The sequence below is a fragment of the Enterobacter sp. PGRG2 genome, assembly GCF_030291195.1.
In the GTDB taxonomy this organism is placed as follows: Bacteria; Pseudomonadota; Gammaproteobacteria; order Enterobacterales; family Enterobacteriaceae; genus Enterobacter_D.
Genome location: NZ_CP127837.1, coordinates 1,286,641 through 1,307,614 on the forward strand (window position 1 = coordinate 1,286,641; position 20,974 = coordinate 1,307,614).

The following is a 20,974-nucleotide window of genomic DNA, read 5'->3' on the forward strand; positions in this document are numbered from 1 at the left end:
CTTTTTTGCGAAGCCAAAGCACAAACTGCCCGTAAACAATCATTCACAAAGCAATGTAAACCGATTAGTTTTATTGTCTGGTATAGTGCCATCGGGCCTTTGGAAGGATTCAGACATCGTGATGGGCGTTAGAGCGCAACAAAAAGAACGCACCCGGCGTTCGCTGGTAGAAGCGGCATTTAGTCAATTAAGCGCTGAGCGTAGTTTTGCCAGCCTCAGCTTGCGCGAAGTGGCGCGCGAGGCGGGTATTGCGCCGACCTCTTTTTATCGCCATTTCCGCGATGTGGATGAACTCGGCCTGACCATGGTGGATGAAAGCGGGCTGATGCTGCGCCAGCTGATGCGCCAGGCGCGTCAGCGTATCGCCAAAGGCGGCAGCGTGATCCGCACGTCGGTGTCCACCTTTATGGAATTTATCGGCAATAACCCTAATGCTTTTCGTCTGCTGCTGCGGGAACGCTCCGGCACGTCGGCGGCGTTTCGTGCCGCGGTGGCGCGTGAAATTCAGCACTTTATTGCGGAACTTGCCGATTATCTCGAACTCGAAAACCATATGCCGCGGGCGTTCACCGAAGCGCAGGCCGAAGCGATGGTCACTATCGTCTTTAACGCAGGCGCTGAAGCATTAGATATTGGCGTGGAACAACGTCGGCAATTAGAAGAGCGACTGGTTTTACAGCTGCGGATGATTTCCAAAGGCGCGTATTACTGGTATCGCCGTGAACAAGAGAAAATTTCGCAACAACCCGATGAGTGAAGGATGAGTAATGAAACAGACAGTTCAAGATAAAGGTACGTTGCTGCTGGCGCTGATCGCTGGCCTGTCCATCAATGGCACCTTTACCGCCATTTTCAGTTCTGTTGTGCCGTTTTCCATCTTCCCGATTATTGCGCTGGTGCTGACGGTGTACTGTCTGCATCAGCGTTATCAGAACCGTACCATGCCGGTGGGTTTACCCGGTCTGGCGGCGGCGTGTTTCATCCTTGGCGTGCTGCTTTACAGCGCCGTGGTGCGCGCAGAGTATCCGGCTATCGGCTCTAACTTCGTGCCTGCGGTGCTCTCCGTGGCGCTGGTATTCTGGATCGGTTATCGCCTGCGTAACCGCAGGCATGAACTGCCGGAATAAGCCGCTTACTTACGGGTCAACAGTACGCCGCACTCCATATGGTGCGTGTACGGGAACTGATCGAACAGGGCCAGACGTTCAATATTGTGCGTCTGGCTCAGCGTCTCCAGGTTCCTGCATAAGGTTTCCGGGTTACAGGAAATGTACAGAATACGCGGGTACGCCTGCACCATCTTCTCGGTTTCGCTGTCCAGCCCGCTACGCGGCGGATCGACGAAAATCGTCTCGCACTGATAGCTTTTCAGATCGATCCCCTGCAGGCGGTTAAATTCCCGCACGCCGTTCATCGCCTGAGTAAACTCTTCTGCCGCCATGCGGATAATCTGCACGTTATCAATGTGGTTAGCGGCAATATTGTATTGCGCTGCCGCCACTGACGGCTTGGCGATTTCCGTCGCCAGTACCCGATCGAAATTGCGCGCCAGCGCCAGCGAGAAGTTGCCGTTTCCGCAGTACAGCTCCAGCAAATCCCCCGTCGAATTTTTTGTGGCGTTCAGCGCCCATTCCAGCATCTGAATGTTCATGGCCGCGTTAGGCTGCGTGAAGCTGTTCTCCACCTGACGATAGATCATCTCTTTACCGGCGACCGGCAGTCGCTCGTCAATATAATCCTGATCCAGCGCGATTTTGGTTTTCGTGGCGCGACCAATAATGTGCACGTTCAAGTTCTGCGCCCGCAGCGCATCGCGCAGGGCTTCGGCCTGTTCGCGCCAGGCATCATCCAGCTTCTTATGGTACAGCAGCGATACCACGGCCTGATTGCTGAGGGTGGTGAGGTAATCGATCTGGAACAGCTTATGACGCAAAACCGGGGAGTGACATACGCCCTCCATCATGGCGCGCATCAGCTGGTTAATCAGCTCGCTGGCCGCCGGGAAGCTGTCGACGCGAATACGGTTTTTCGTCTGCTGGTCGAAGATGATGTGATACAGGTCGTCACCGTCATGCCAGATGCGGAATTCGGCACGCATACGGTAATGGCTGACCGGGGAACGGAACACCTCCGGAACCGGCGCGGCAAAAGGCGTCATCATACTTTGCAGTCGGACGACTTTTTCGGCCAGTTGCGCGTCGTACTGTTCTGTCGGGAGGTGTTCTGGGGTCATGGTGCGTCCTGAGTAAGATTGAATTACGCGGGGATTGTAGGGATTGTGTGCGTATTGTCCAGCCCTGCGGTTTTCGGATTTCTTAATTAGCAGTCTGGACATCTATATGTAACTAAATGTAGCATCCGCTTTCCGGTCTCCTGAGTTAAAAGGGAATCCAGTGCAAATCTGGAGCTGACGCGCAGCGGTAAGAAGTTAAGGGTGATAGCGAAAGCAGACACTGCCGTAAGGTGGGAAGTCATCATCTGTTGTACTTTCGAGCCCGAAGACCTGCCGGTTAACGTCGCATTTGGTTCACATCATCGCGTGCTATCGATGGGGCCTGCGGCATCCTTCTTATATTGTGGATGCTTTAACAATGATTAAAAAAACTTCGCTGCTGACGGCGCTCTCCGTCACGGCATTTTCTGGCTGGGCGCAGGATAGCAACCCGGACAACGTTGTCGTCACCGCAAATCGTTTTCAGCAGCCCGTTGGCACGGTACTGGCACCTACGGATGTTGTGACCCGTGAAGAGATTGACCGCTGGCAGGCAAAAACCCTCAATGATGTGATGCGTCGTTTACCGGGCGTGGATATTGCGCAGAACGGCGGGATGAAACAAAACTCCACGCTGTACGTTCGCGGTACCGAAGGGCGACAGGTGCTGGTGCTGGTGGATGGTATCCCGATGGGGCGACCAGGCATCACTAATAATCCCGATCTCAACCAAATTCCGGTGTCCCTGGTGCAGCGTATCGAATACATTCGCGGTCCGCGTTCGGCGATTTATGGTTCCGGCGCGATGGGGGGCGTGATTAACGTCATTACCCGTAGCGATGAAGAACAGTCGAAAATTACCGCCAGCGTAGGCTCGAAAGGCTATCAGCAGTACGATGGCGCGCTGCGTCAGCGTTTCGGCGATACCCTGGCGACGCTGGCAGGTTCTTACGAAAGTACCCGTGGCTTTAATGTGCAGCCTGGCTCCAGCTGGGATCACGACAATGACCGCGACGGCTACCACAACAAAACGTTCTGGGGCAGCGTCGAGCATAAGTTTAACGACAACTTCAACGGCTTCTTCCGTGGCCACAGCTATGCCAATAACGTCGATTACGATCTTGGCAGCCCGCCGTTCATGCCAGCTTACAGTGCCGATGAAAATCAGCTTTATAACCAGACCTGGGATACCGGGCTGGAATATCACTCCGGCATTTACTCTTCGCAGCTCATTGCCAGCTATCAGAAAATCAAAGATTACAACTACAGCAGCATTTATGGCCGTTATCAGGACGGCTCTTCGCTGGACCGTCTGGAGCAGCGAAATCTGCAATGGGGTAATAACTTTATCGTCGGCCATGGCTCGGTGAGCGGCGGCGTCGACTGGCAGCAGCAACGCCTGACGTCTTCCGATACCGCAACGTCAGATACCTATAAGCGTGATGATACCGGTCTGTATCTTACCGGGCAGCAGCAGTTTGGCGACGTGACGCTGGAAGCCTCTGGTCGTGAAGATCATGATGAGCAGTTTGGCTGGCACGGTACCTGGCAGACTGCCGCAGGCTGGGAGTTTGTTGAGGATTACCGCTTAACCCTTTCCTACGGTACAGGGTTCCTCGCGCCGTCGCTGGGGCAGCAGTTCGGCTCAACCCGTTTCGGTATTGATTCCAACCCGAATCTGAAGCCGGAAGAGTCAAAGCAGTGGGAGGCGGGGCTTGAAGGCCTGACCGGGCCGCTGGACTGGCGTCTGTCGGCCTATCGTTACGAAATCAGCAATCTGATCACCTACTATTCCGATCCTGTGACCTTTGCCGGCGCGTACGACAACATTAACTCTGCCACCATTAAAGGCGTGGAATGGACGGGGAGTTTCGATACCGGCATTTTCAACCATCGCGTGACGCTGCAATATGTCGATCCGCGTAATGATGAAAACGATGAAGTGCTGGCGCGCCGTTCCCGGCAGCAGGCGAAGTATCAGCTCGACTGGACGATGTTTGACGTAGGTATGGACGTTTCCTGGCAATATTTTGGCAAGCGTTATGACAACAATACCTCGGAGTACAATAACGTGCAGCAAAGGCTGCCGAGTTACAGCACCGTGGATGTCACAGCGTCATATCCTGTCACCTCTCATCTTACAGTTCGTGGTAAAATAGCTAACCTGTTCGATAAAGATTACGAGACAGCTTATGGCTACCAAACTGCAGGACGAGAATACAACTTGTCTGGCAGCTACACCTTCTGACCTCAAACCTACCGTGCTGGTGTTTGACTCCGGCGTCGGTGGGTTATCGGTCTATGATGAGATCCGGCAACTGCTGCCGGATCTGCATTACATTTATGCCTTCGATAATGTGGCTTTCCCTTACGGGGAAAAAAGCGAAGCCTTTATCGTGGAGCGGGTGCTGAACATTGTCACTGCTGTTCAGGCGCGCTATCCCCTGGCAATGGCCATCATTGCCTGCAACACCGCCAGCACCGTTTCCCTTCCTGCTCTGCGCGAAAAATTCCAGTTCCCGGTTGTGGGAGTGGTTCCCGCCATCAAACCTGCGGCGCGACTGACAGCTAACGGCATTGTCGGCTTACTGGCAACGCGCGGCACGGTAAAGCGTCCTTATACGCATGAACTCATCCAGCGTTTCGCGAATGAATGCCATATCGAAATGCTGGGTTCATCAGAGCTGGTTGAGCTGGCGGAAGCCAAGCTGCACGGTAAGCCTGTTCCGCTTGAAAACCTGAAGCGCATTCTGCGCCCGTGGCTGCGGATGCCGGAACCGCCGGATACCGTGGTGTTAGGCTGTACGCATTTCCCCCTGCTGCGCGAGGAGCTGCTACAGGTTTTACCTGACGGCACCCGGCTGGTGGATTCCGGTGCGGCCATTGCGCGCCGCACGGTCTGGCTATTAGAGCATGACGCGCCAGATGCGAAATCGGCGGATGAAAATATCGCGTTCTGTATGGAGGCCACGCCTGAAGCCGTACAATTACTGCCCGTTTTGCAGCGCTATGGCTTCAAAATGCTCGAAAAACTGGCGGTTCAGGACGTTTTTGAGCAAAAAAGAGACGGTTGATAAATTTTTTGAATTTAGGGGTTGTCAGCCCGGAATAACTCCCTATAATGCGCCACCACTGACACGGAACAACGGCTTACAGGCCACCGGGTCAGAAGGTCTTCCTCCGGGAATGACCGGCAGAGAAAAGCAAAATAATCGCTTGACTCTGAATGAGGAAAACGTATTATACGKGACCTCGCGACAGAGCGCYAAAGCGCGTCGCAACTGCTCTTTAACAATTTATCAGACAATCTGTGTGGGCACTCAAGGACATGGATTCTTAAACGTCTTCGGACGCTAAATGAATACCAAGTCTCTGGAGTGAACATACGTAATTCATTACGAAGTTTAATTCACGAGCATCAAACTTAAATTGAAGAGTTTGATCATGGCTCAGATTGAACGCTGGCGGCAGGCCTAACACATGCAAGTCGAGCGGTAGCACAGAGAGCTTGCTCTCGGGTGACGAGCGGCGGACGGGTGAGTAATGTCTGGGAAACTGCCTGATGGAGGGGGATAACTACTGGAAACGGTAGCTAATACCGCATAACGTCGCAAGACCAAAGAGGGGGACCTTCGGGCCTCTTGCCATCAGATGTGCCCAGATGGGATTAGCTAGTAGGTGGGGTAACGGCTCACCTAGGCGACGATCCCTAGCTGGTCTGAGAGGATGACCAGCCACACTGGAACTGAGACACGGTCCAGACTCCTACGGGAGGCAGCAGTGGGGAATATTGCACAATGGGCGCAAGCCTGATGCAGCCATGCCGCGTGTATGAAGAAGGCCTTCGGGTTGTAAAGTACTTTCAGCGGGGAGGAAGGTGTTGTGGTTAATAACCACAGCAATTGACGTTACCCGCAGAAGAAGCACCGGCTAACTCCGTGCCAGCAGCCGCGGTAATACGGAGGGTGCAAGCGTTAATCGGAATTACTGGGCGTAAAGCGCACGCAGGCGGTCTGTCAAGTCGGATGTGAAATCCCCGGGCTCAACCTGGGAACTGCATCCGAAACTGGCAGGCTTGAGTCTTGTAGAGGGGGGTAGAATTCCAGGTGTAGCGGTGAAATGCGTAGAGATCTGGAGGAATACCGGTGGCGAAGGCGGCCCCCTGGACAAAGACTGACGCTCAGGTGCGAAAGCGTGGGGAGCAAACAGGATTAGATACCCTGGTAGTCCACGCTGTAAACGATGTCGACTTGGAGGTTGTGCCCTTGAGGCGTGGCTTCCGGAGCTAACGCGTTAAGTCGACCGCCTGGGGAGTACGGCCGCAAGGTTAAAACTCAAATGAATTGACGGGGGCCCGCACAAGCGGTGGAGCATGTGGTTTAATTCGATGCAACGCGAAGAACCTTACCTACTCTTGACATCCAGAGAACTTAGCAGAGATGCTTTGGTGCCTTCGGGAACTCTGAGACAGGTGCTGCATGGCTGTCGTCAGCTCGTGTTGTGAAATGTTGGGTTAAGTCCCGCAACGAGCGCAACCCTTATCCTTTGTTGCCAGCGGTCCGGCCGGGAACTCAAAGGAGACTGCCAGTGATAAACTGGAGGAAGGTGGGGATGACGTCAAGTCATCATGGCCCTTACGAGTAGGGCTACACACGTGCTACAATGGCATATACAAAGAGAAGCGACCTCGCGAGAGCAAGCGGACCTCATAAAGTATGTCGTAGTCCGGATCGGAGTCTGCAACTCGACTCCGTGAAGTCGGAATCGCTAGTAATCGTGGATCAGAATGCCACGGTGAATACGTTCCCGGGCCTTGTACACACCGCCCGTCACACCATGGGAGTGGGTTGCAAAAGAAGTAGGTAGCTTAACCTTCGGGAGGGCGCTTACCACTTTGTGATTCATGACTGGGGTGAAGTCGTAACAAGGTAACCGTAGGGGAACCTGCGGTTGGATCACCTCCTTACCTGAAAGAACCTGCCTTGCAGTGTCCACACAGATTGTCTGATGAAAAATGAGCAGTAAAACCTCTACAGGCTTGTAGCTCAGGTGGTTAGAGCGCACCCCTGATAAGGGTGAGGTCGGTGGTTCAAGTCCACTCAGGCCTACCAAATTCGCTCCGTACTTTGTGGTGGCAAAGTTCGCATACATGAGTATGCTTAAACTTAACCACGCCTCGATCGGAAACGAATTAGGGTTGAGGTTTGACTACATCTGTATGGGGCTATAGCTCAGCTGGGAGAGCGCCTGCCTTGCACGCAGGAGGTCTGCGGTTCGATCCCGCATAGCTCCACCATACTCTGCTCAACAAGAAAACTTCAGAGTGTACCTGAAAAGGTGCGCTGCGAAGTTTTGCTCTTTAAAAATCTGGATCAAGCTGAAAATTGAAACGACACGCTGTTTCTTTTCTCCGTAATAAGAAAAGAAAAATGGCGTGTTCGAGTCTCTCAAATTTTCGCAATCAGAAGTGAAACATCTTCGGGTTGTGAGGTTAAGCGACTAAGCGTACACGGTGGATGCCCTGGCAGTCAGAGGCGATGAAGGGCGTGCTAATCTGCGATAAGCGCCGGTAAGGTGATATGAACCGTTATAACCGGCGATACCCGAATGGGGAAACCCAGTGCAATCCGTTGCACTATCATGTCATGAATACATAGTGGCATGAGGCGAACCGGGGGAACTGAAACATCTAAGTACCCCGAGGAAAAGAAATCAACCGAGATTCCCCCAGTAGCGGCGAGCGAACGGGGAGGAGCCCAGAACCTGAATCAGCATGTGTGTTAGTGGAAGCGTCTGGAAAGTCGCAGGGTACAGGGTGATACTCCCGTACACAAAAATGCATATGTTGTGAGTTCGAAGAGTAGGGCGGGACACGTGGTATCCTGTCTGAATATGGGGGGACCATCCTCCAAGGCTAAATACTCCTGACTGACCGATAGTGAACCAGTACCGTGAGGGAAAGGCGAAAAGAACCCCGGCGAGGGGAGTGAAACAGAACCTGAAACCGTGTACGTACAAGCAGTGGGAGCCTCTTTATGGGGTGACTGCGTACCTTTTGTATAATGGGTCAGCGACTTATATTCTGTAGCAAGGTTAACCGTATAGGGGAGCCGAAGGGAAACCGAGTCTTAACTGGGCGTTAAGTTGCAGGGTATAGACCCGAAACCCGGTGATCTAGCCATGGGCAGGTTGAAGGTTGGGTAACACTAACTGGAGGACCGAACCGACTAATGTTGAAAAATTAGCGGATGACTTGTGGCTGGGGGTGAAAGGCCAATCAAACCGGGAGATAGCTGGTTCTCCCCGAAAGCTATTTAGGTAGCGCCTCGTGAATTCATCTTCGGGGGTAGAGCACTGTTTCGGCTAGGGGGTCATCCCGACTTACCAACCCGATGCAAACTGCGAATACCGAAGAATGTTATCACGGGAGACACACGGCGGGTGCTAACGTCCGTCGTGAAGAGGGAAACAACCCAGACCGCCAGCTAAGGTCCCAAAGTCATGGTTAAGTGGGAAACGATGTGGGAAGGCACAGACAGCCAGGATGTTGGCTTAGAAGCAGCCATCATTTAAAGAAAGCGTAATAGCTCACTGGTCGAGTCGGCCTGCGCGGAAGATGTAACGGGGCTAAACCATGCACCGAAGCTGCGGCAGCGACACTATGTGTTGTTGGGTAGGGGAGCGTTCTGTAAGCCGTTGAAGGTGGACTGTGAGGTCTGCTGGAGGTATCAGAAGTGCGAATGCTGACATAAGTAACGATAAAGCGGGTGAAAAACCCGCTCGCCGGAAGACCAAGGGTTCCTGTCCAACGTTAATCGGGGCAGGGTGAGTCGACCCCTAAGGCGAGGCCGAAAGGCGTAGTCGATGGGAAACAGGTTAATATTCCTGTACTCGGTGTTACTGCGAAGGGGGGACGGAGAAGGCTATGTTGGCCGGGCGACGGTTGTCCCGGTTTAAGCGTGTAGGTGTGTGTTCCAGGTAAATCCGGTTCACTTTAACACTGAGGCGTGACGACGAGGCACTACGGTGCTGAAGTGACAAATGCCCTGCTTCCAGGAAAAGCCTCTAAGCATCAGGTAACACAGAATCGTACCCCAAACCGACACAGGTGGTCAGGTAGAGAATACCAAGGCGCTTGAGAGAACTCGGGTGAAGGAACTAGGCAAAATGGTGCCGTAACTTCGGGAGAAGGCACGCTGGTGCGTAGGTGAAGCGACTTGCTCGCGGAGCTGAAACCAGTCGAAGATACCAGCTGGCTGCAACTGTTTATTAAAAACACAGCACTGTGCAAACACGAAAGTGGACGTATACGGTGTGACGCCTGCCCGGTGCCGGAAGGTTAATTGATGGGGTTAGCGGCAACGCGAAGCTCTTGATCGAAGCCCCGGTAAACGGCGGCCGTAACTATAACGGTCCTAAGGTAGCGAAATTCCTTGTCGGGTAAGTTCCGACCTGCACGAATGGCGTAATGATGGCCAGGCTGTCTCCACCCGAGACTCAGTGAAATTGAAATCGCTGTGAAGATGCAGTGTACCCGCGGCAAGACGGAAAGACCCCGTGAACCTTTACTATAGCTTGACACTGAACACTGGTCCTTGATGTGTAGGATAGGTGGGAGGCTTTGAAGCGTGGACGCCAGTCTGCGTGGAGCCATCCTTGAAATACCACCCTTTAATGGCTGGTGTTCTAACGTGGACCCGTAATCCGGGTTGCGGACAGTGTCTGGTGGGTAGTTTGACTGGGGCGGTCTCCTCCTAAAGCGTAACGGAGGAGCACGAAGGTTAGCTAATCCTGGTCGGACATCAGGAGGTTAGTGCAATGGCATAAGCTAGCTTGACTGCGAGCGTGACGGCGCGAGCAGGTGCGAAAGCAGGTCATAGTGATCCGGTGGTTCTGAATGGAAGGGCCATCGCTCAACGGATAAAAGGTACTCCGGGGATAACAGGCTGATACCGCCCAAGAGTTCATATCGACGGCGGTGTTTGGCACCTCGATGTCGGCTCATCACATCCTGGGGCTGAAGTAGGTCCCAAGGGTATGGCTGTTCGCCATTTAAAGTGGTACGCGAGCTGGGTTTAGAACGTCGTGAGACAGTTCGGTCCCTATCTGCCGTGGGCGCTGGAGAATTGAGGGGGGCTGCTCCTAGTACGAGAGGACCGGAGTGGACGCATCACTGGTGTTCGGGTTGTCATGCCAATGGCATTGCCCGGTAGCTAAATGCGGAAGAGATAAGTGCTGAAAGCATCTAAGCACGAAACTTGCCCCGAGATGAGTTCTCCCTGACCCTTTAAGGGTCCTGAAGGAACGTTGAAGACGACGACGTTGATAGGCCGGGTGTGTAAGCGCAGCGATGCGTTGAGCTAACCGGTACTAATGAACCGTGAGGCTTAACCTTACAACGCCGAAGATGTTTTGGCGTGATTTGAGAGATTTTCAGCTGATACAGATTARTGTTTAATGCCGCAGGGCGTTAGACAGACAGAATTTGCCTGGCGGCACTAGCGCGGCGGTCCCACCTGACCCCATGCCGAACTCAGAAGTGAAACGCCGTAGCGCCGATGGTAGTGTGGGGTCTCCCCATGCGAGAGTAGGGAACTGCCAGGCATCAAATTAAGCAGTAAACCGGGGTGACAGCCGGTGGTTGTAAAGAAATTCGGTGGAGCGGTAGTTCAGTCGGTTAGAATACCTGCCTGTCACGCAGGGGGTCGCGGGTTCGAGTCCCGTCCGTTCCGCCACCCTAATTAGGGGCGTAGTTCAATTGGTAGAGCACCGGTCTCCAAAACCGGGTGTTGGGAGTTCGAGTCTCTCCGCCCCTGCCAGAAAATTATCCTTTGCTTCGGCAAAGGATTTTTTTTGCCTGCAATTTATCCCCTCTTTGATTTTTTCCCTTCTGACGATAAAAACATGGCGTCCCTGCACATGTTTTCTTACTCCAGTACGTTGATTTTGAGCAGATCCTTGATATGACTCTGCTTATCGCTGTTCTGTAACCAGATGGCATACAGCGGTCGTGAAAGCGTCAGACTATCAGTGACGGTATGCAGATCCGCCTGGTTATTGGCCCACGACACCGGCAGCCAGGTGTATCCCTCAAGCGCGGCCAGTTGCTGACGGGCGATCTCAGCGGAGCTGGTCGTTAACAGCGGAATATCATCGCTGTTAATAAGCCCTGCCTCATGCTGCTGAAAATCAGGCCCCCATTCCAGGCGCAGATAATTCAGGCTGGATTTCGTCTTACCCGCCGCTGCACAGTAGAGCGCAAGCGTGAAGTGCCCCAGCAACTGACTGCTGAATTCATCCATCTTGGGCGCTTCCGTGGTGATGAGCAGGTCCAGTTGTCTTTCGTGTAACTGCTTCACCAGCGACTGCCGTTGCGCGATCCGCGCTTCAAACTGCAAATTCTTCTGTGACTGATACAGGCGGCTTAACCAGCCGTTGAGCATACACTCCCATAACGACGCACTGGCGCCGATGGACAGCTCATTGTGACGTGAGGTATGCGCTACCTCTTTGCGTGCCGCCTGCCACGTACTCATTAACGTTTCTGCATAAGGCAACAGCTTTTCCCCGGCTGGCGTCAGCCGTATGTTGTTGCGATGACGGGTGAAAAGATTCACACCGAGCTGGTTCTCTAACTGACGGATCCGAAAACTGACCGCCGATTGCGTCAAGTACAGCGCTTCCGCAGCGCGACCAAAGTGGCGAGTCCTGCTGACTTCCAGGAAAGTTTTTAACAATTCCGTATCCACAGCTTTCTCCACAAATTTATTTGTCGTTATGATTTAAATGTTTTGTTTTACACTCTGTCAAGCGTAACTAATACTCCGCGCCATAAATAGCTCGGCCAAAGAATTAGGAGCGTGCAGGATGGCGGAAAGCTTTACGACGACGAATCGTTTTTTCGACAATAAATACTATCCACGTGGGTTCTCGCGTCATGGTGACTTCACCATCAAAGAAGCCCAGTTGCTGGAGCGCCACGGATACGCCTTCAATGAACTGGATCTCGGCAAGCGTGAGCCTGCAACTGAAGAAGAAGTTCAGTTTGTTGCCGTATGCCGCGGTCAGCGCGAGCCGGTAACGGAAGCAGAACGTGTCTGGAGTAAATACATGACACGTATTAAGCGTCCTAAGCGTTTCCATACGCTCTCCGGCGGTAAACCGCAGGTTGAAGGCACAGAAGACTACACTGAGTCTGAAGATTAAAGAAAAGGGGCGTAAAGCCCCTTTTTTATTTCCATCGCTAACCCAACATCTTCTGTAAATGGATAAGTAACCGATCAATGGCGCGATAGCTTAGCGCTTCCTGTAAATGCCGCCGCTGAATACTTTTCTGCTCCTCAAGATCCGCGAGCGTACGCGCTACCTTTAACAAGCGCTGCCATGCCCGTACCGACAGCCCCAGCAGCGTAAGCGTCTCTTCCAGCCAGTGCGCATCCCCGGCGCTCAACTGGCAATATTCCCGCATTTCACCACTTTCCAGGCGGCTGTTCAGCTTCTGCTGGCGAGCGTACTGACGTTCACGCGCGCTCACTACTCGGGCACGCACGCTTTCGCTGCGTTCGCCCTGGCCGCTTGCCTGGCTCAGCACGCCGGGCGGCGGTAGCGGGATCTCCAGCGACAAGTCAAAACGATCAAGAAAAGGCCCTGACAGTTTGCCCAAATAGCGTAGCGTCTGCTCCGGCGTTGAGCGGTTATGGTTCCCCTGATAATGACCGGTCGGGCTGGGATTCATCGCAGCTATGAGTTGAAAGCTGGCGGGATAGGTCACTTTCGCCCGCGTGCGCGAAATATTAATCTGACCGGATTCAACCGGCTCCCGCAGTGCATCCAGCACCCGGCGCTCAAACTCCGGTAATTCATCGAGAAACAAAATGCCGTTATGAGCAAGCGAGATCTCGCCCGGAGCAGGGATCGTCCCGCCGCCCACCATCGCTGTTAATGACGCACTGTGATGGGGTGAGCGGAAAGGTCTGCGCCGCCAGTGTTTTTTAAGGACCGCAGCATTGACCAGGCTCAGAATAGCCGCGCTTTCCAGCGCTTCATGATTATTGAGCGGCGGCAGGATCCCGGTAAGACGGCTGGCGAGCATGGTTTTGCCTGTGCCAGGCGGGCCAATCAGCAGCAAATTATGACCGCCCGCAGCTGTCACTTCCAGCGCACGCTTCCCCTGATCCTGACCGATGACGTCGCTGAGATCGCTCTCTGTCGGGAATTCGTCATTAATGGTCTGTTCAGGATGGCGGAGAGTATTTTTCCCTTCCAGAAAAGCACAAACCTCCAGTAAATGTCCGGCAACCAGGCAATCTGATGAGCCGAGTAAGCTCACTTCAGCTTCGTTATCAGCAGCGACAATAATCTTCCTGCCCGCTTTGATAGCCTCCATCGCGGCGGAAATTGCGCCGGGAACGCCACGCAGCGCGCCTGTAAGCGCCAGTTCTCCTACAAACTCATACTGGCTCAGCTTAGTGGTCGTAAGCTGCTCAGAAGCCGCCAGAAGCGCGACAGCGATAGGTAAATCATATCGCCCGCCTTCCTTGGGCAGATCGGCGGGCGCAAGGTTAATAGTGATCTTCCGTGCGGGGAACTGATAACCACTGTTTATGATTGCGCTGCGTACCCGATCGCGCGCCTCTTTCACCGTGGTTTCCGGCAGCCCCACCATCGTCAGGCCGGGAAGCCCATTGCTGAGATGCACTTCCACCGTAATCAGCGGTGCCGTCACCCCTAATGCTGCGCGTGTGTAGATAACTGACAATGACATGATCCCTCCTTGAGAGGCGATTATGGCCGGAGCAATTTGTTGCAGCACCTGGCAAAACCGTATCCTGCGCGGCGCATTCAGCACGTTTTTATTCGTTACCGTTTTTGCACTTTCACGCTGGAACGCGCCTCGCATATATCGCTATGCGAGCCAGAAGGGAAGATGATGACGCGACAAATTGAATTATTCTCACATGATGATTTCGCTATATAAAACAATGGCTTTTTTTAAAATCTTCGGCAGGCTGAAAAATTACCATATAAATAAATCTTGTCTTTTACGCGCTGTCTGTGATACCTCTTTAGGTATTCCTTCGAACAAGAAGCCAGAAAGTATATAAAATGACAGCCCTTCTACGAGTGATTAGCCTGGTCGTGATTAGCGTGGTGGTGATTATTATCCCACCGTGCGGGGCTGCACTTGGACGAGGAAAGGCTTAGAAATCAAGCCTTAACGAACTAAGACCCCCGCACCGAAAGGTCCGGGGGTTTTTTTATGACTTTAAAACATCCACGAGGAGCAAAGAATGAGTAGTAGCATAAAATTCTGTTTCTCACGATTTACGACGGGGAAGTAACTATGAATGGAGCACAGTGGGTAGTACATGCTTTGCGGGCACAAGGAGTTGAAACCGTATTCGGTTATCCGGGTGGCGCAATTATGCCGGTTTACGATGCATTGTATGACGGCGGCGTGGAACACCTGTTGTGCCGTCACGAGCAGGGCGCGGCGATGGCGGCCATCGGTTACGCGCGCGCCACCGGTAAAACTGGTGTCTGTATCGCCACCTCCGGCCCTGGCGCGACTAACCTGATCACCGGCCTCGCCGATGCGTTACTCGATTCCGTTCCCGTTGTCGCCATCACCGGCCAGGTTGCTGCCCCGTTTATTGGTACCGATGCGTTTCAGGAAGTGGATGTGATTGGCTTATCGCTGGCCTGCACCAAACACAGCTTTCTGGTGCAGTCGCTGGATGAGCTGCCGCGCGTAATGGCAGAAGCTTTCCAGGTTGCCAGTTCGGGTCGCCCCGGCCCGGTATTGATCGACATCCCTAAAGACATCCAGCTGGCCTCCGGTCATCTTGAGCCGCATTTCTCTACCGTTGAAGCAGAAGAAACCTTCCCGCAGGACGACGTGGAGCAGGCGCGGCAGATGCTGGCGCAGGCAAAAAAACCAATGCTCTACGTCGGTGGTGGCGTGGGTATGGCGCAGGCGGTTCCCGCGCTGCGTGACTTTGCTACGGCTACTCAAATTCCGGTTGCCTGCACGCTGAAAGGCCTGGGCGCGGTTGAGGCGGATTATCCGTGGTATCTCGGCATGCTGGGAATGCACGGCACCAAAGCGGCGAACCTGGCGGTGCAGGAGTGCGATCTGCTGATCGCCGTGGGCGCGCGCTTTGATGATCGCGTGACCGGCAAGCTGAACACCTTTGCCCCGCACGCCAGCGTCATTCATATGGACATCGATCCGGCGGAAATGAACAAGCTGCGTCAGGCGCATGTTGCCCTGCAGGGGGATTTAACCGCCTTGCTGAACGCCTTACAGCAGCCCCTGAATATCACCGAATGGCGTGAGTACACCGCTGATCTGCGCCGCGAACACGCCTGGCGTTACGACCATCCTGGCGAGGCGATTTACGCGCCGCTGCTGTTAAAGCAGTTGTCCGATCGTAAGCCAAAAGAGAGCGTGGTGACCACGGATGTGGGCCAGCACCAGATGTGGTCGGCGCAACATATGACCTACAGCCGCCCGGAGAACTTTATTACCTCCAGCGGGCTGGGAACCATGGGCTTTGGCCTGCCGGCGGCGGTCGGGGCGCAAATCGCCCGTCCGGATGATACGGTGATCTGTATCTCCGGTGACGGCTCCTTCATGATGAATGTTCAGGAGCTGGGCACCGTAAAACGCAAACAGTTGCCGCTGAAGATTGTCTTACTCGATAACCAGCGCTTAGGCATGGTTCGCCAGTGGCAGCAGCTGTTTTTCCAGGAGCGTTACAGCGAAACGACCCTGACCGATAACCCCGATTTCCTCATGCTGGCCCGCGCCTTTGGCATCCCCGGCCAGCACATCACCCGTAAAGACCAGGTTGAAGCGGCGATCGACACCCTGCTCGCAAGCGAAGGGCCTTATCTGCTTCATGTCACAATCGACGAACTGGAAAACGTCTGGCCTCTGGTGCCGCCCGGCGCCAGTAACTCACAAATGCTGGAGAAATTATCATGATGCAACATCAACTCGCCGTGCAGGCCCGCTTTAATCCGGAAACATTAGAGCGCGTTTTACGCGTAGTGCGTCATCGTGGCTTCCAGGTTTGTGCGATGAACATGGAAACCGCCGCCGATCCGCAGAACATAAATATTGAATTGACCGTTGCCAGCCCGAGGTCTGTCGAATTACTGTTTAGCCAGCTAAGCAAACTGGTGGACGTAGCTCGCGTCGAGATCCAGCAACGTACAACGACATCACAACAAATAAGCGCCTGAGCGCAATAGGAAAGAAAATGACGACAAAAAAAGCTGATTACATTTGGTCCAATGGCGAGATGATTCGTTGGGAGGACGCGAAAGTTCACGTCATGTCCCACGCGTTGCACTACGGTACTTCCGTTTTCGAAGGCATCCGTTGCTACGACTCGCACAAAGGGCCAGTGGTGTTCCGCCATCGCGAACACATGCAGCGTCTGCGTGATTCAGCCAAAATTTATCGTTTCCCGGTCTCTCAAAGCGTTGATGAACTGATGGAAGCTTGCCGCGCAGTGATCCGCAAAAACAACCTGACCAGCGCCTATATCCGTCCGCTGGTCTTTGTTGGCGATGTCGGCATGGGCGTTAACCCGCCGGAAGGTTACAGCACCGATGTGATCATCGCGGCCTTCCCGTGGGGCGCATACCTTGGCGCAGAAGCGCTGGAGCAGGGCATTGACGCGATGGTGTCTTCCTGGAACCGCGTAGCGCCGAACACCATCCCGACTGCGGCAAAAGCTGGTGGTAACTATCTTTCTTCCCTGCTGGTGGGCAGCGAAGCCCGTCGTCACGGTTATCAGGAAGGGATCGCGCTGGATGTGAACGGCTATATCTCCGAAGGCGCTGGCGAAAACCTGTTTGAAGTGAAGGATGGCATTCTGTTTACCCCGCCATTCACCTCTTCCGCGCTGCCGGGCATTACCCGCGATGCGATCATCAAACTGGCGCTGGATCTGGGTATCGAAGTGCGCGAGCAGGTGCTGTCCCGCGAATCCCTCTACCTGGCTGACGAAGTGTTTATGTCCGGCACCGCCGCCGAGATCACGCCAGTACGCAGCGTCGACAAAATCCAGGTGGGCGAAGGCCGTCGCGGTCCGGTCACCACCCGTATTCAGCAAGCATTCTTTGGCCTCTTTACCGGTGAAACCGAAGATAAATGGGGCTGGCTGGATCAAGTTAATTCATAAGCATAATGACAGGGCGGCACGTACCGCCCTGAATACCTGACAGACGGGAGTAAATAAAGCATGCCTAAGTACCGTTCCGCCACCACCACCCATGGCCGTAATATGGCCGGCGCCCGCGCATTATGGCGCGCGACCGGCATGACCGATGACGATTTCGGTAAGCCGATTATTGCCGTGGTCAACTCGTTTACGCAGTTCGTGCCGGGCCACGTTCATCTGCGCGACCTGGGTAAACTGGTTGCAGAGCAGATTGAGGCCTCAGGCGGCGTCGCCAAAGAGTTCAATACCATCGCGGTAGATGATGGTATCGCCATGGGCCACGGGGGCATGCTTTATTCACTGCCATCACGTGAACTGATCGCCGACTCCGTAGAATATATGGTCAACGCCCACTGCGCCGACGCCATGGTCTGTATTTCCAACTGCGACAAAATCACCCCCGGCATGCTGATGGCGGCATTACGTCTGAACATTCCGGTGATTTTTGTTTCCGGCGGCCCGATGGAAGCCGGTAAAACCAAACTCTCCAATCAGATCATCAAACTGGATCTGGTGGATGCCATGATCCAGGGCGCAGACCCGAAAGTTTCCGACGAGCAGAGCGAGCAGGTCGAGCGCTCCGCCTGTCCGACCTGCGGCTCCTGTTCCGGCATGTTTACCGCCAACTCCATGAACTGCCTGACCGAAGCGCTCGGTCTGTCGCAGCCGGGTAACGGTTCCCTGCTGGCGACCCACGCCGATCGCGAACAGCTGTTCCTCAACGCCGGTAAACGCATTGTTGAACTGACCAAACGCTATTATGAGCAGGACGATGAAACCGCGCTGCCGCGCAATATCGCCAGCAAAGCCGCGTTCGAAAACGCCATGACGCTGGATATCGCTATGGGCGGCTCTACCAATACCGTTCTGCACCTGCTGGCGGCGGCGCAGGAAGCGGAAATCGACTTCACCATGACCGACATCGACAAACTGTCGCGTCATGTACCGCAGCTGTGCAAGGTTGCCCCCAGCACGCAGAAATACCATATGGAAGACGTGCACCGCGCGGGCGGCGTGATCGGTATTCTGGGCGAACTGGATCGCGCCGGGCTGATGCAGCGCGACGTGAAAAACGTCCTCGGTCTGACGCTGTCGCAAACCATTGAGCAGTACGACGTGATGGTCACCCAGGATGACTCGGTGAAAGAGATGTTCCGCGCCGGTCCGGCAGGCATCCGCACCACCAAAGCCTTCTCGCAGAATTGCCGCTGGGACACCCTGGACAACGATCGCGCCAACGGCTGTATTCGTTCTATTGAACACGCCTACAGCCTGGAAGGTGGCCTGGCGGTGCTGTACGGCAACTTCGCGGAAAACGGCTGTATCGTGAAAACCGCAGGGGTGGACGACAGCAACCTGACCTTTACCGGCCCGGCCAAAGTCTACGAAAGCCAGGACGATGCGGTAGAAGCCATTCTTGGCGGCAAAGTGGTGGCGGGTGACGTGGTTGTGATCCGTTACGAAGGGCCGAAAGGCGGGCCGGGGATGCAGGAAATGCTCTATCCGACCAGCTTCCTGAAATCCATGGGTCTGGGCAAAGCCTGCGCGCTGCTCACCGATGGCCGTTTCTCCGGCGGCACCTCCGGTCTTTCCATCGGCCACGTCTCCCCGGAAGCGGCCAGCGGCGGCAACATTGCGCTGATCGAAGATGGCGACATCATCGCCATTGATATTCCGAACCGTGGGATCCAGTTGCAGGTGAGCGATCAGGAACTGGCGGCCCGCCGTGAAGCACAAGAAGCGCGCGGTGCCGCTGCCTGGACGCCAAAAGCCCGTGAGCGTCAGGTTTCTTTCGCGCTGCGTGCCTACGCCAGCCTCGCGACCAGTGCAGATAAAGGCGCAGTGCGCGATAAATCGAAACTGGGAGGCTGATAATGGCCGAAGCCCAACCGCTGTCTGCCGCCCCTGACGGGGCGGAGTATCTCCGTGCGGTGCTGCGCGCACCTGTCTATGAAGCGGCGCAGGTCACGCCGCTGCAAAAAATGGAAAAGCTCTCTTCGCGGCTGGATAACGTCATTCTGGTGAAGCGCGAAGATCGCCAGCCGGTGCACAGCTTCAAGCTGCGCGGCGCATACGCCATGATGGCCGGGCTGACGGAAGCACAAAAAGCGCAGGGCGTGATCACGGCGTCTGCGGGCAATCACGCCCAGGGCGTGGCCTTTTCGTCTTCGCGTCTCGGTGTGAAAGCACTGATCGTGATGCCCGTCGCCACCGCCGACATCAAAGTCGACGCGGTACGGGCGTTCGGCGGCGAAGTGTTGCTGCACGGCGCGAATTTTGACGAGGCGAAAGCCCGGGCTATCGAACTGTCACAGCAGCAGGGTTTTACCTGGGTGCCGCCGTTTGATCACCCGATGGTCATCGCCGGTCAGGGCACGCTGGCGCTGGAGCTGCTACAGCAGGACGCGCATATCGACCGCGTCTTTGTGCCGGTCGGCGGCGGCGGGCTGGCTGCGGGTGTGGCGGTGCTGATCAAACAACTGATGCCGCAAATCAAAGTGATTGCCGTTGAAGCGGAGGATTCCGCCTGCCTGAAAGCCGCGCTGGACGCCGGGCATCCGGTGGATTTGCCGCGCGTCGGGCTGTTCGCCGAAGGCGTGGCCGTCAAACGTATCGGCGATGAAACCTTCCGCCTGTGTCAGGAATATCTGGACGACATCATCACCGTCGACAGCGATGCCATTTGCGCGGCGATGAAAGATCTGTTCGAAGATGTACGTGCGGTGGCAGAGCCGTCCGGCGCGCTGGCGCTGGCGGGGATGAAAAAATACATCGCGCAGCACCATATTCGCGGTGAACGTCTGGCGCATGTGCTGTCCGGTGCGAACGTCAATTTCCACGGTTTGCGTTACGTTTCCGAACGTTGCGAGCTGGGGGAACAGCGTGAAGCCCTGCTGGCGGTGACCATCCCGGAAACCAAGGGTAGCTTCCTGAAATTTTGCCAGCTGCTGGGCGGACGTGCGGTAACGGAGTTCAACTACCGGTTTGCCGATGCCAAAGACGCCTGCATTTTTGTTGGCGTGCGCTTAAGCCGTGGCCTGGAGGAGCGCAAAGAAATACTCGCGCTACTGAACGAGGGCGGTTACAGCGTGGTGGATCTGTCTGACGATGAGATGGCGAAACTGCACGTGCGCTATATGGTTGGCGGTCGCCCGTCGAAACCGCTTAAGGAACGGCTTTACAGCTTTGAGTTCCCGGAATCCCCCGGCGCGCTGCTGAAATTCCTGCACACGCTGGGGACGTACTGGAACATCTCGCTGTTCCACTACCGCAGCCACGGCACCGACTATGGCCGCGTGCTGGCGGCCTTTGAGCTGGGCGAGCATGAACCCGATTTCGAAACGCGCCTGAACGAACTGGGTTACGAGTGTCACGACGAAACCCACAACCCGGCGTTTCGGTTTTTCCTCGCGGGCTAATGTGTCGAGGTGCCTGATGGCGCTGCGCTTATCAGGCCTACARGGGTGTAAAACGGTAAATCGCAGAACACGTAGGCCGGATAAGGCGCTTGCGCCGCCATCCGGCG

At 54.9% G+C, this 20,974-nt stretch carries 15 protein-coding genes, 4 tRNA genes, 3 rRNA genes and 1 riboswitch; of the genes, 19 read left to right on the forward strand and 3 right to left on the reverse strand.

Annotated features, from left to right (window positions below):
- Positions 1 to 121: 121 nt before the first annotated feature.
- Together fabR and QRD42_RS05530 are read left to right on the forward strand one after the other, a co-directional pair.
- Entirely contained in the window at positions 122 to 757 is a 636-nt protein-coding gene (fabR, locus tag QRD42_RS05525; RefSeq protein WP_072571308.1) for an HTH-type transcriptional repressor FabR, read from the forward strand.
- 10 nt (positions 758 to 767) lie between these two features.
- Complete coding sequence (locus QRD42_RS05530; RefSeq protein WP_072571307.1) at positions 768 to 1,127, forward strand: YijD family membrane protein; 360 nt, start codon at positions 768 to 770, stop codon at positions 1,125 to 1,127.
- A 5-nt stretch (positions 1,128 to 1,132) separates the two neighbouring features.
- Here the strand turns inward: QRD42_RS05530 and trmA are convergent, their stop codons facing one another.
- On the reverse strand, positions 1,133 to 2,233 hold the full coding sequence (gene trmA / locus QRD42_RS05535; protein ID WP_321988363.1) for a tRNA (uridine(54)-C5)-methyltransferase TrmA: 1,101 nt from the start codon (positions 2,231 to 2,233) through the stop codon (positions 1,133 to 1,135).
- 116 nt (positions 2,234 to 2,349) lie between these two features.
- A riboswitch (cobalamin riboswitch) is annotated at positions 2,350 to 2,526 on the forward strand.
- 65 nt (positions 2,527 to 2,591) lie between these two features.
- Between trmA and btuB the strand changes: the two genes are divergently transcribed.
- From btuB to QRD42_RS05580, 9 genes are all read left to right on the forward strand, one after another.
- On the forward strand, positions 2,592 to 4,460 hold the full coding sequence (btuB, locus tag QRD42_RS05540; protein ID WP_321988364.1) for a TonB-dependent vitamin B12 receptor BtuB: 1,869 nt from the start codon (positions 2,592 to 2,594) through the stop codon (positions 4,458 to 4,460).
- Positions 4,405 to 5,286: a glutamate racemase gene (gene murI / locus QRD42_RS05545; RefSeq protein ID WP_072571304.1), complete on the forward strand. Its 882-nt coding sequence runs from the start codon at positions 4,405 to 4,407 to the stop codon at positions 5,284 to 5,286. The genes btuB and murI overlap by 56 nt, the downstream gene beginning before the upstream one ends.
- Before the next feature lie 352 nt (positions 5,287 to 5,638).
- A 16S ribosomal RNA gene (locus QRD42_RS05550) occupies positions 5,639 to 7,178 on the forward strand.
- Positions 7,179 to 7,246: 68 nt separating this feature from the next.
- Positions 7,247 to 7,323, forward strand: a tRNA-Ile gene (locus QRD42_RS05555).
- Positions 7,324 to 7,432: 109 nt separating this feature from the next.
- A tRNA-Ala gene (locus QRD42_RS05560) sits at positions 7,433 to 7,508 on the forward strand.
- Positions 7,509 to 7,701: 193 nt separating this feature from the next.
- Positions 7,702 to 10,607, forward strand: a 23S ribosomal RNA gene (locus QRD42_RS05565).
- 93 nt (positions 10,608 to 10,700) lie between these two features.
- Positions 10,701 to 10,816: ribosomal RNA gene (gene rrf, locus QRD42_RS05570) — 5S ribosomal RNA — on the forward strand.
- Together the 16S, 23S and 5S rRNA genes with 4 tRNA genes alongside form the textbook arrangement of a ribosomal RNA operon.
- 54 nt (positions 10,817 to 10,870) lie before the next feature.
- Positions 10,871 to 10,947: transfer RNA gene (locus tag QRD42_RS05575), tRNA-Asp, on the forward strand.
- Positions 10,948 to 10,955: 8 nt separating this feature from the next.
- Positions 10,956 to 11,031 (forward strand) — tRNA-Trp (locus QRD42_RS05580).
- A gap of 108 nt (positions 11,032 to 11,139) precedes the next feature.
- Here the strand turns inward: QRD42_RS05580 and hdfR are convergent.
- Complete coding sequence (gene hdfR / locus QRD42_RS05585) at positions 11,140 to 11,973, reverse strand: HTH-type transcriptional regulator HdfR (RefSeq protein ID WP_318364601.1); 834 nt, start codon at positions 11,971 to 11,973, stop codon at positions 11,140 to 11,142.
- A gap of 106 nt (positions 11,974 to 12,079) precedes the next feature.
- On the opposite strand from hdfR, the gene QRD42_RS05590 reads away from it, so the two are divergent.
- Positions 12,080 to 12,418 (forward strand): DUF413 domain-containing protein, encoded by a 339-nt coding sequence (locus tag QRD42_RS05590; protein ID WP_072571423.1) that lies wholly within the window; start codon positions 12,080 to 12,082, stop codon positions 12,416 to 12,418.
- A gap of 37 nt (positions 12,419 to 12,455) precedes the next feature.
- Here QRD42_RS05590 and QRD42_RS05595 read toward each other — a convergent pair whose 3' ends face one another.
- Positions 12,456 to 13,976, reverse strand: coding sequence for a YifB family Mg chelatase-like AAA ATPase (locus tag QRD42_RS05595; protein WP_318364600.1), 1,521 nt, complete (start codon positions 13,974 to 13,976; stop codon positions 12,456 to 12,458).
- Between the two features lie 341 nt (positions 13,977 to 14,317).
- On the opposite strand from QRD42_RS05595, the gene ilvL reads away from it, so the two are divergent.
- The 7 genes from ilvL to ilvA all read left to right on the forward strand — a co-directional run bounded on the left by ilvL (position 14,318) and on the right by ilvA (position 20,867).
- The gene (gene ilvL / locus QRD42_RS05600; RefSeq protein ID WP_001311244.1) at positions 14,318 to 14,416 is read left to right on the forward strand and encodes an ilv operon leader peptide; all 99 of its coding nucleotides are present in this window, start codon (positions 14,318 to 14,320) and stop codon (positions 14,414 to 14,416) included.
- Positions 14,417 to 14,502: 86 nt separating this feature from the next.
- Entirely contained in the window at positions 14,503 to 14,553 is a 51-nt protein-coding gene (gene ilvX / locus QRD42_RS19585; RefSeq protein ID WP_207630130.1) for a peptide IlvX, read from the forward strand.
- 2 nt (positions 14,554 to 14,555) lie between these two features.
- Complete coding sequence (ilvG, locus tag QRD42_RS05605) at positions 14,556 to 16,202, forward strand: acetolactate synthase 2 catalytic subunit (protein WP_321988366.1); 1,647 nt, start codon at positions 14,556 to 14,558, stop codon at positions 16,200 to 16,202.
- On the forward strand, positions 16,199 to 16,462 hold the full coding sequence (gene ilvM, locus QRD42_RS05610) for an acetolactate synthase 2 small subunit (RefSeq protein WP_321988368.1): 264 nt from the start codon (positions 16,199 to 16,201) through the stop codon (positions 16,460 to 16,462). Before ilvG ends, ilvM begins: the two co-directional genes overlap by 4 nt.
- A gap of 17 nt (positions 16,463 to 16,479) precedes the next feature.
- Entirely contained in the window at positions 16,480 to 17,409 is a 930-nt protein-coding gene (locus QRD42_RS05615; protein WP_072571427.1) for a branched-chain amino acid transaminase, read from the forward strand.
- A 60-nt stretch (positions 17,410 to 17,469) separates the two neighbouring features.
- Entirely contained in the window at positions 17,470 to 19,320 is a 1,851-nt protein-coding gene (gene ilvD / locus QRD42_RS05620; protein WP_321988369.1) for a dihydroxy-acid dehydratase, read from the forward strand.
- A gap of 2 nt (positions 19,321 to 19,322) precedes the next feature.
- The gene (gene ilvA / locus QRD42_RS05625; RefSeq protein WP_321988370.1) at positions 19,323 to 20,867 is read left to right on the forward strand and encodes a threonine ammonia-lyase, biosynthetic; all 1,545 of its coding nucleotides are present in this window, start codon (positions 19,323 to 19,325) and stop codon (positions 20,865 to 20,867) included.
- The last annotated feature ends 107 nt before the right edge of the window (positions 20,868 to 20,974 follow it).

Bases quoted from the DNA above. Each gene is read 5' to 3' on its own strand.
- ilvA (WP_321988370.1), top strand. From the start codon at position 19,323: ATGGCCGAAGCCCAACCGCTGTCTGCCGCCCCTGACGGGGCGGAGTAT.
- QRD42_RS05530 (WP_072571307.1), top strand. From the start codon at position 768: ATGAAACAGACAGTTCAAGATAAAGGTACGTTGCTGCTGGCGCTGATC.
- ilvG (WP_321988366.1), top strand. From the start codon at position 14,556: ATGAATGGAGCACAGTGGGTAGTACATGCTTTGCGGGCACAAGGAGTT.
- QRD42_RS05615 (WP_072571427.1), top strand. From the start codon at position 16,480: ATGACGACAAAAAAAGCTGATTACATTTGGTCCAATGGCGAGATGATT.
- ilvD (WP_321988369.1), top strand. From the start codon at position 17,470: ATGCCTAAGTACCGTTCCGCCACCACCACCCATGGCCGTAATATGGCC.
- fabR (WP_072571308.1), top strand. From the start codon at position 122: ATGGGCGTTAGAGCGCAACAAAAAGAACGCACCCGGCGTTCGCTGGTA.
- ilvL (WP_001311244.1), top strand. From the start codon at position 14,318: ATGACAGCCCTTCTACGAGTGATTAGCCTGGTCGTGATTAGCGTGGTG.
- QRD42_RS05595 (WP_318364600.1), bottom strand. From the start codon at position 13,976: ATGTCATTGTCAGTTATCTACACACGCGCAGCATTAGGGGTGACGGCA.
- murI (WP_072571304.1), top strand. From the start codon at position 4,405: ATGGCTACCAAACTGCAGGACGAGAATACAACTTGTCTGGCAGCTACA.
- trmA (WP_321988363.1), bottom strand. From the start codon at position 2,233: ATGACCCCAGAACACCTCCCGACAGAACAGTACGACGCGCAACTGGCC.
- btuB (WP_321988364.1), top strand. From the start codon at position 2,592: ATGATTAAAAAAACTTCGCTGCTGACGGCGCTCTCCGTCACGGCATTT.
- QRD42_RS05590 (WP_072571423.1), top strand. From the start codon at position 12,080: ATGGCGGAAAGCTTTACGACGACGAATCGTTTTTTCGACAATAAATAC.
- ilvM (WP_321988368.1), top strand. From the start codon at position 16,199: ATGATGCAACATCAACTCGCCGTGCAGGCCCGCTTTAATCCGGAAACA.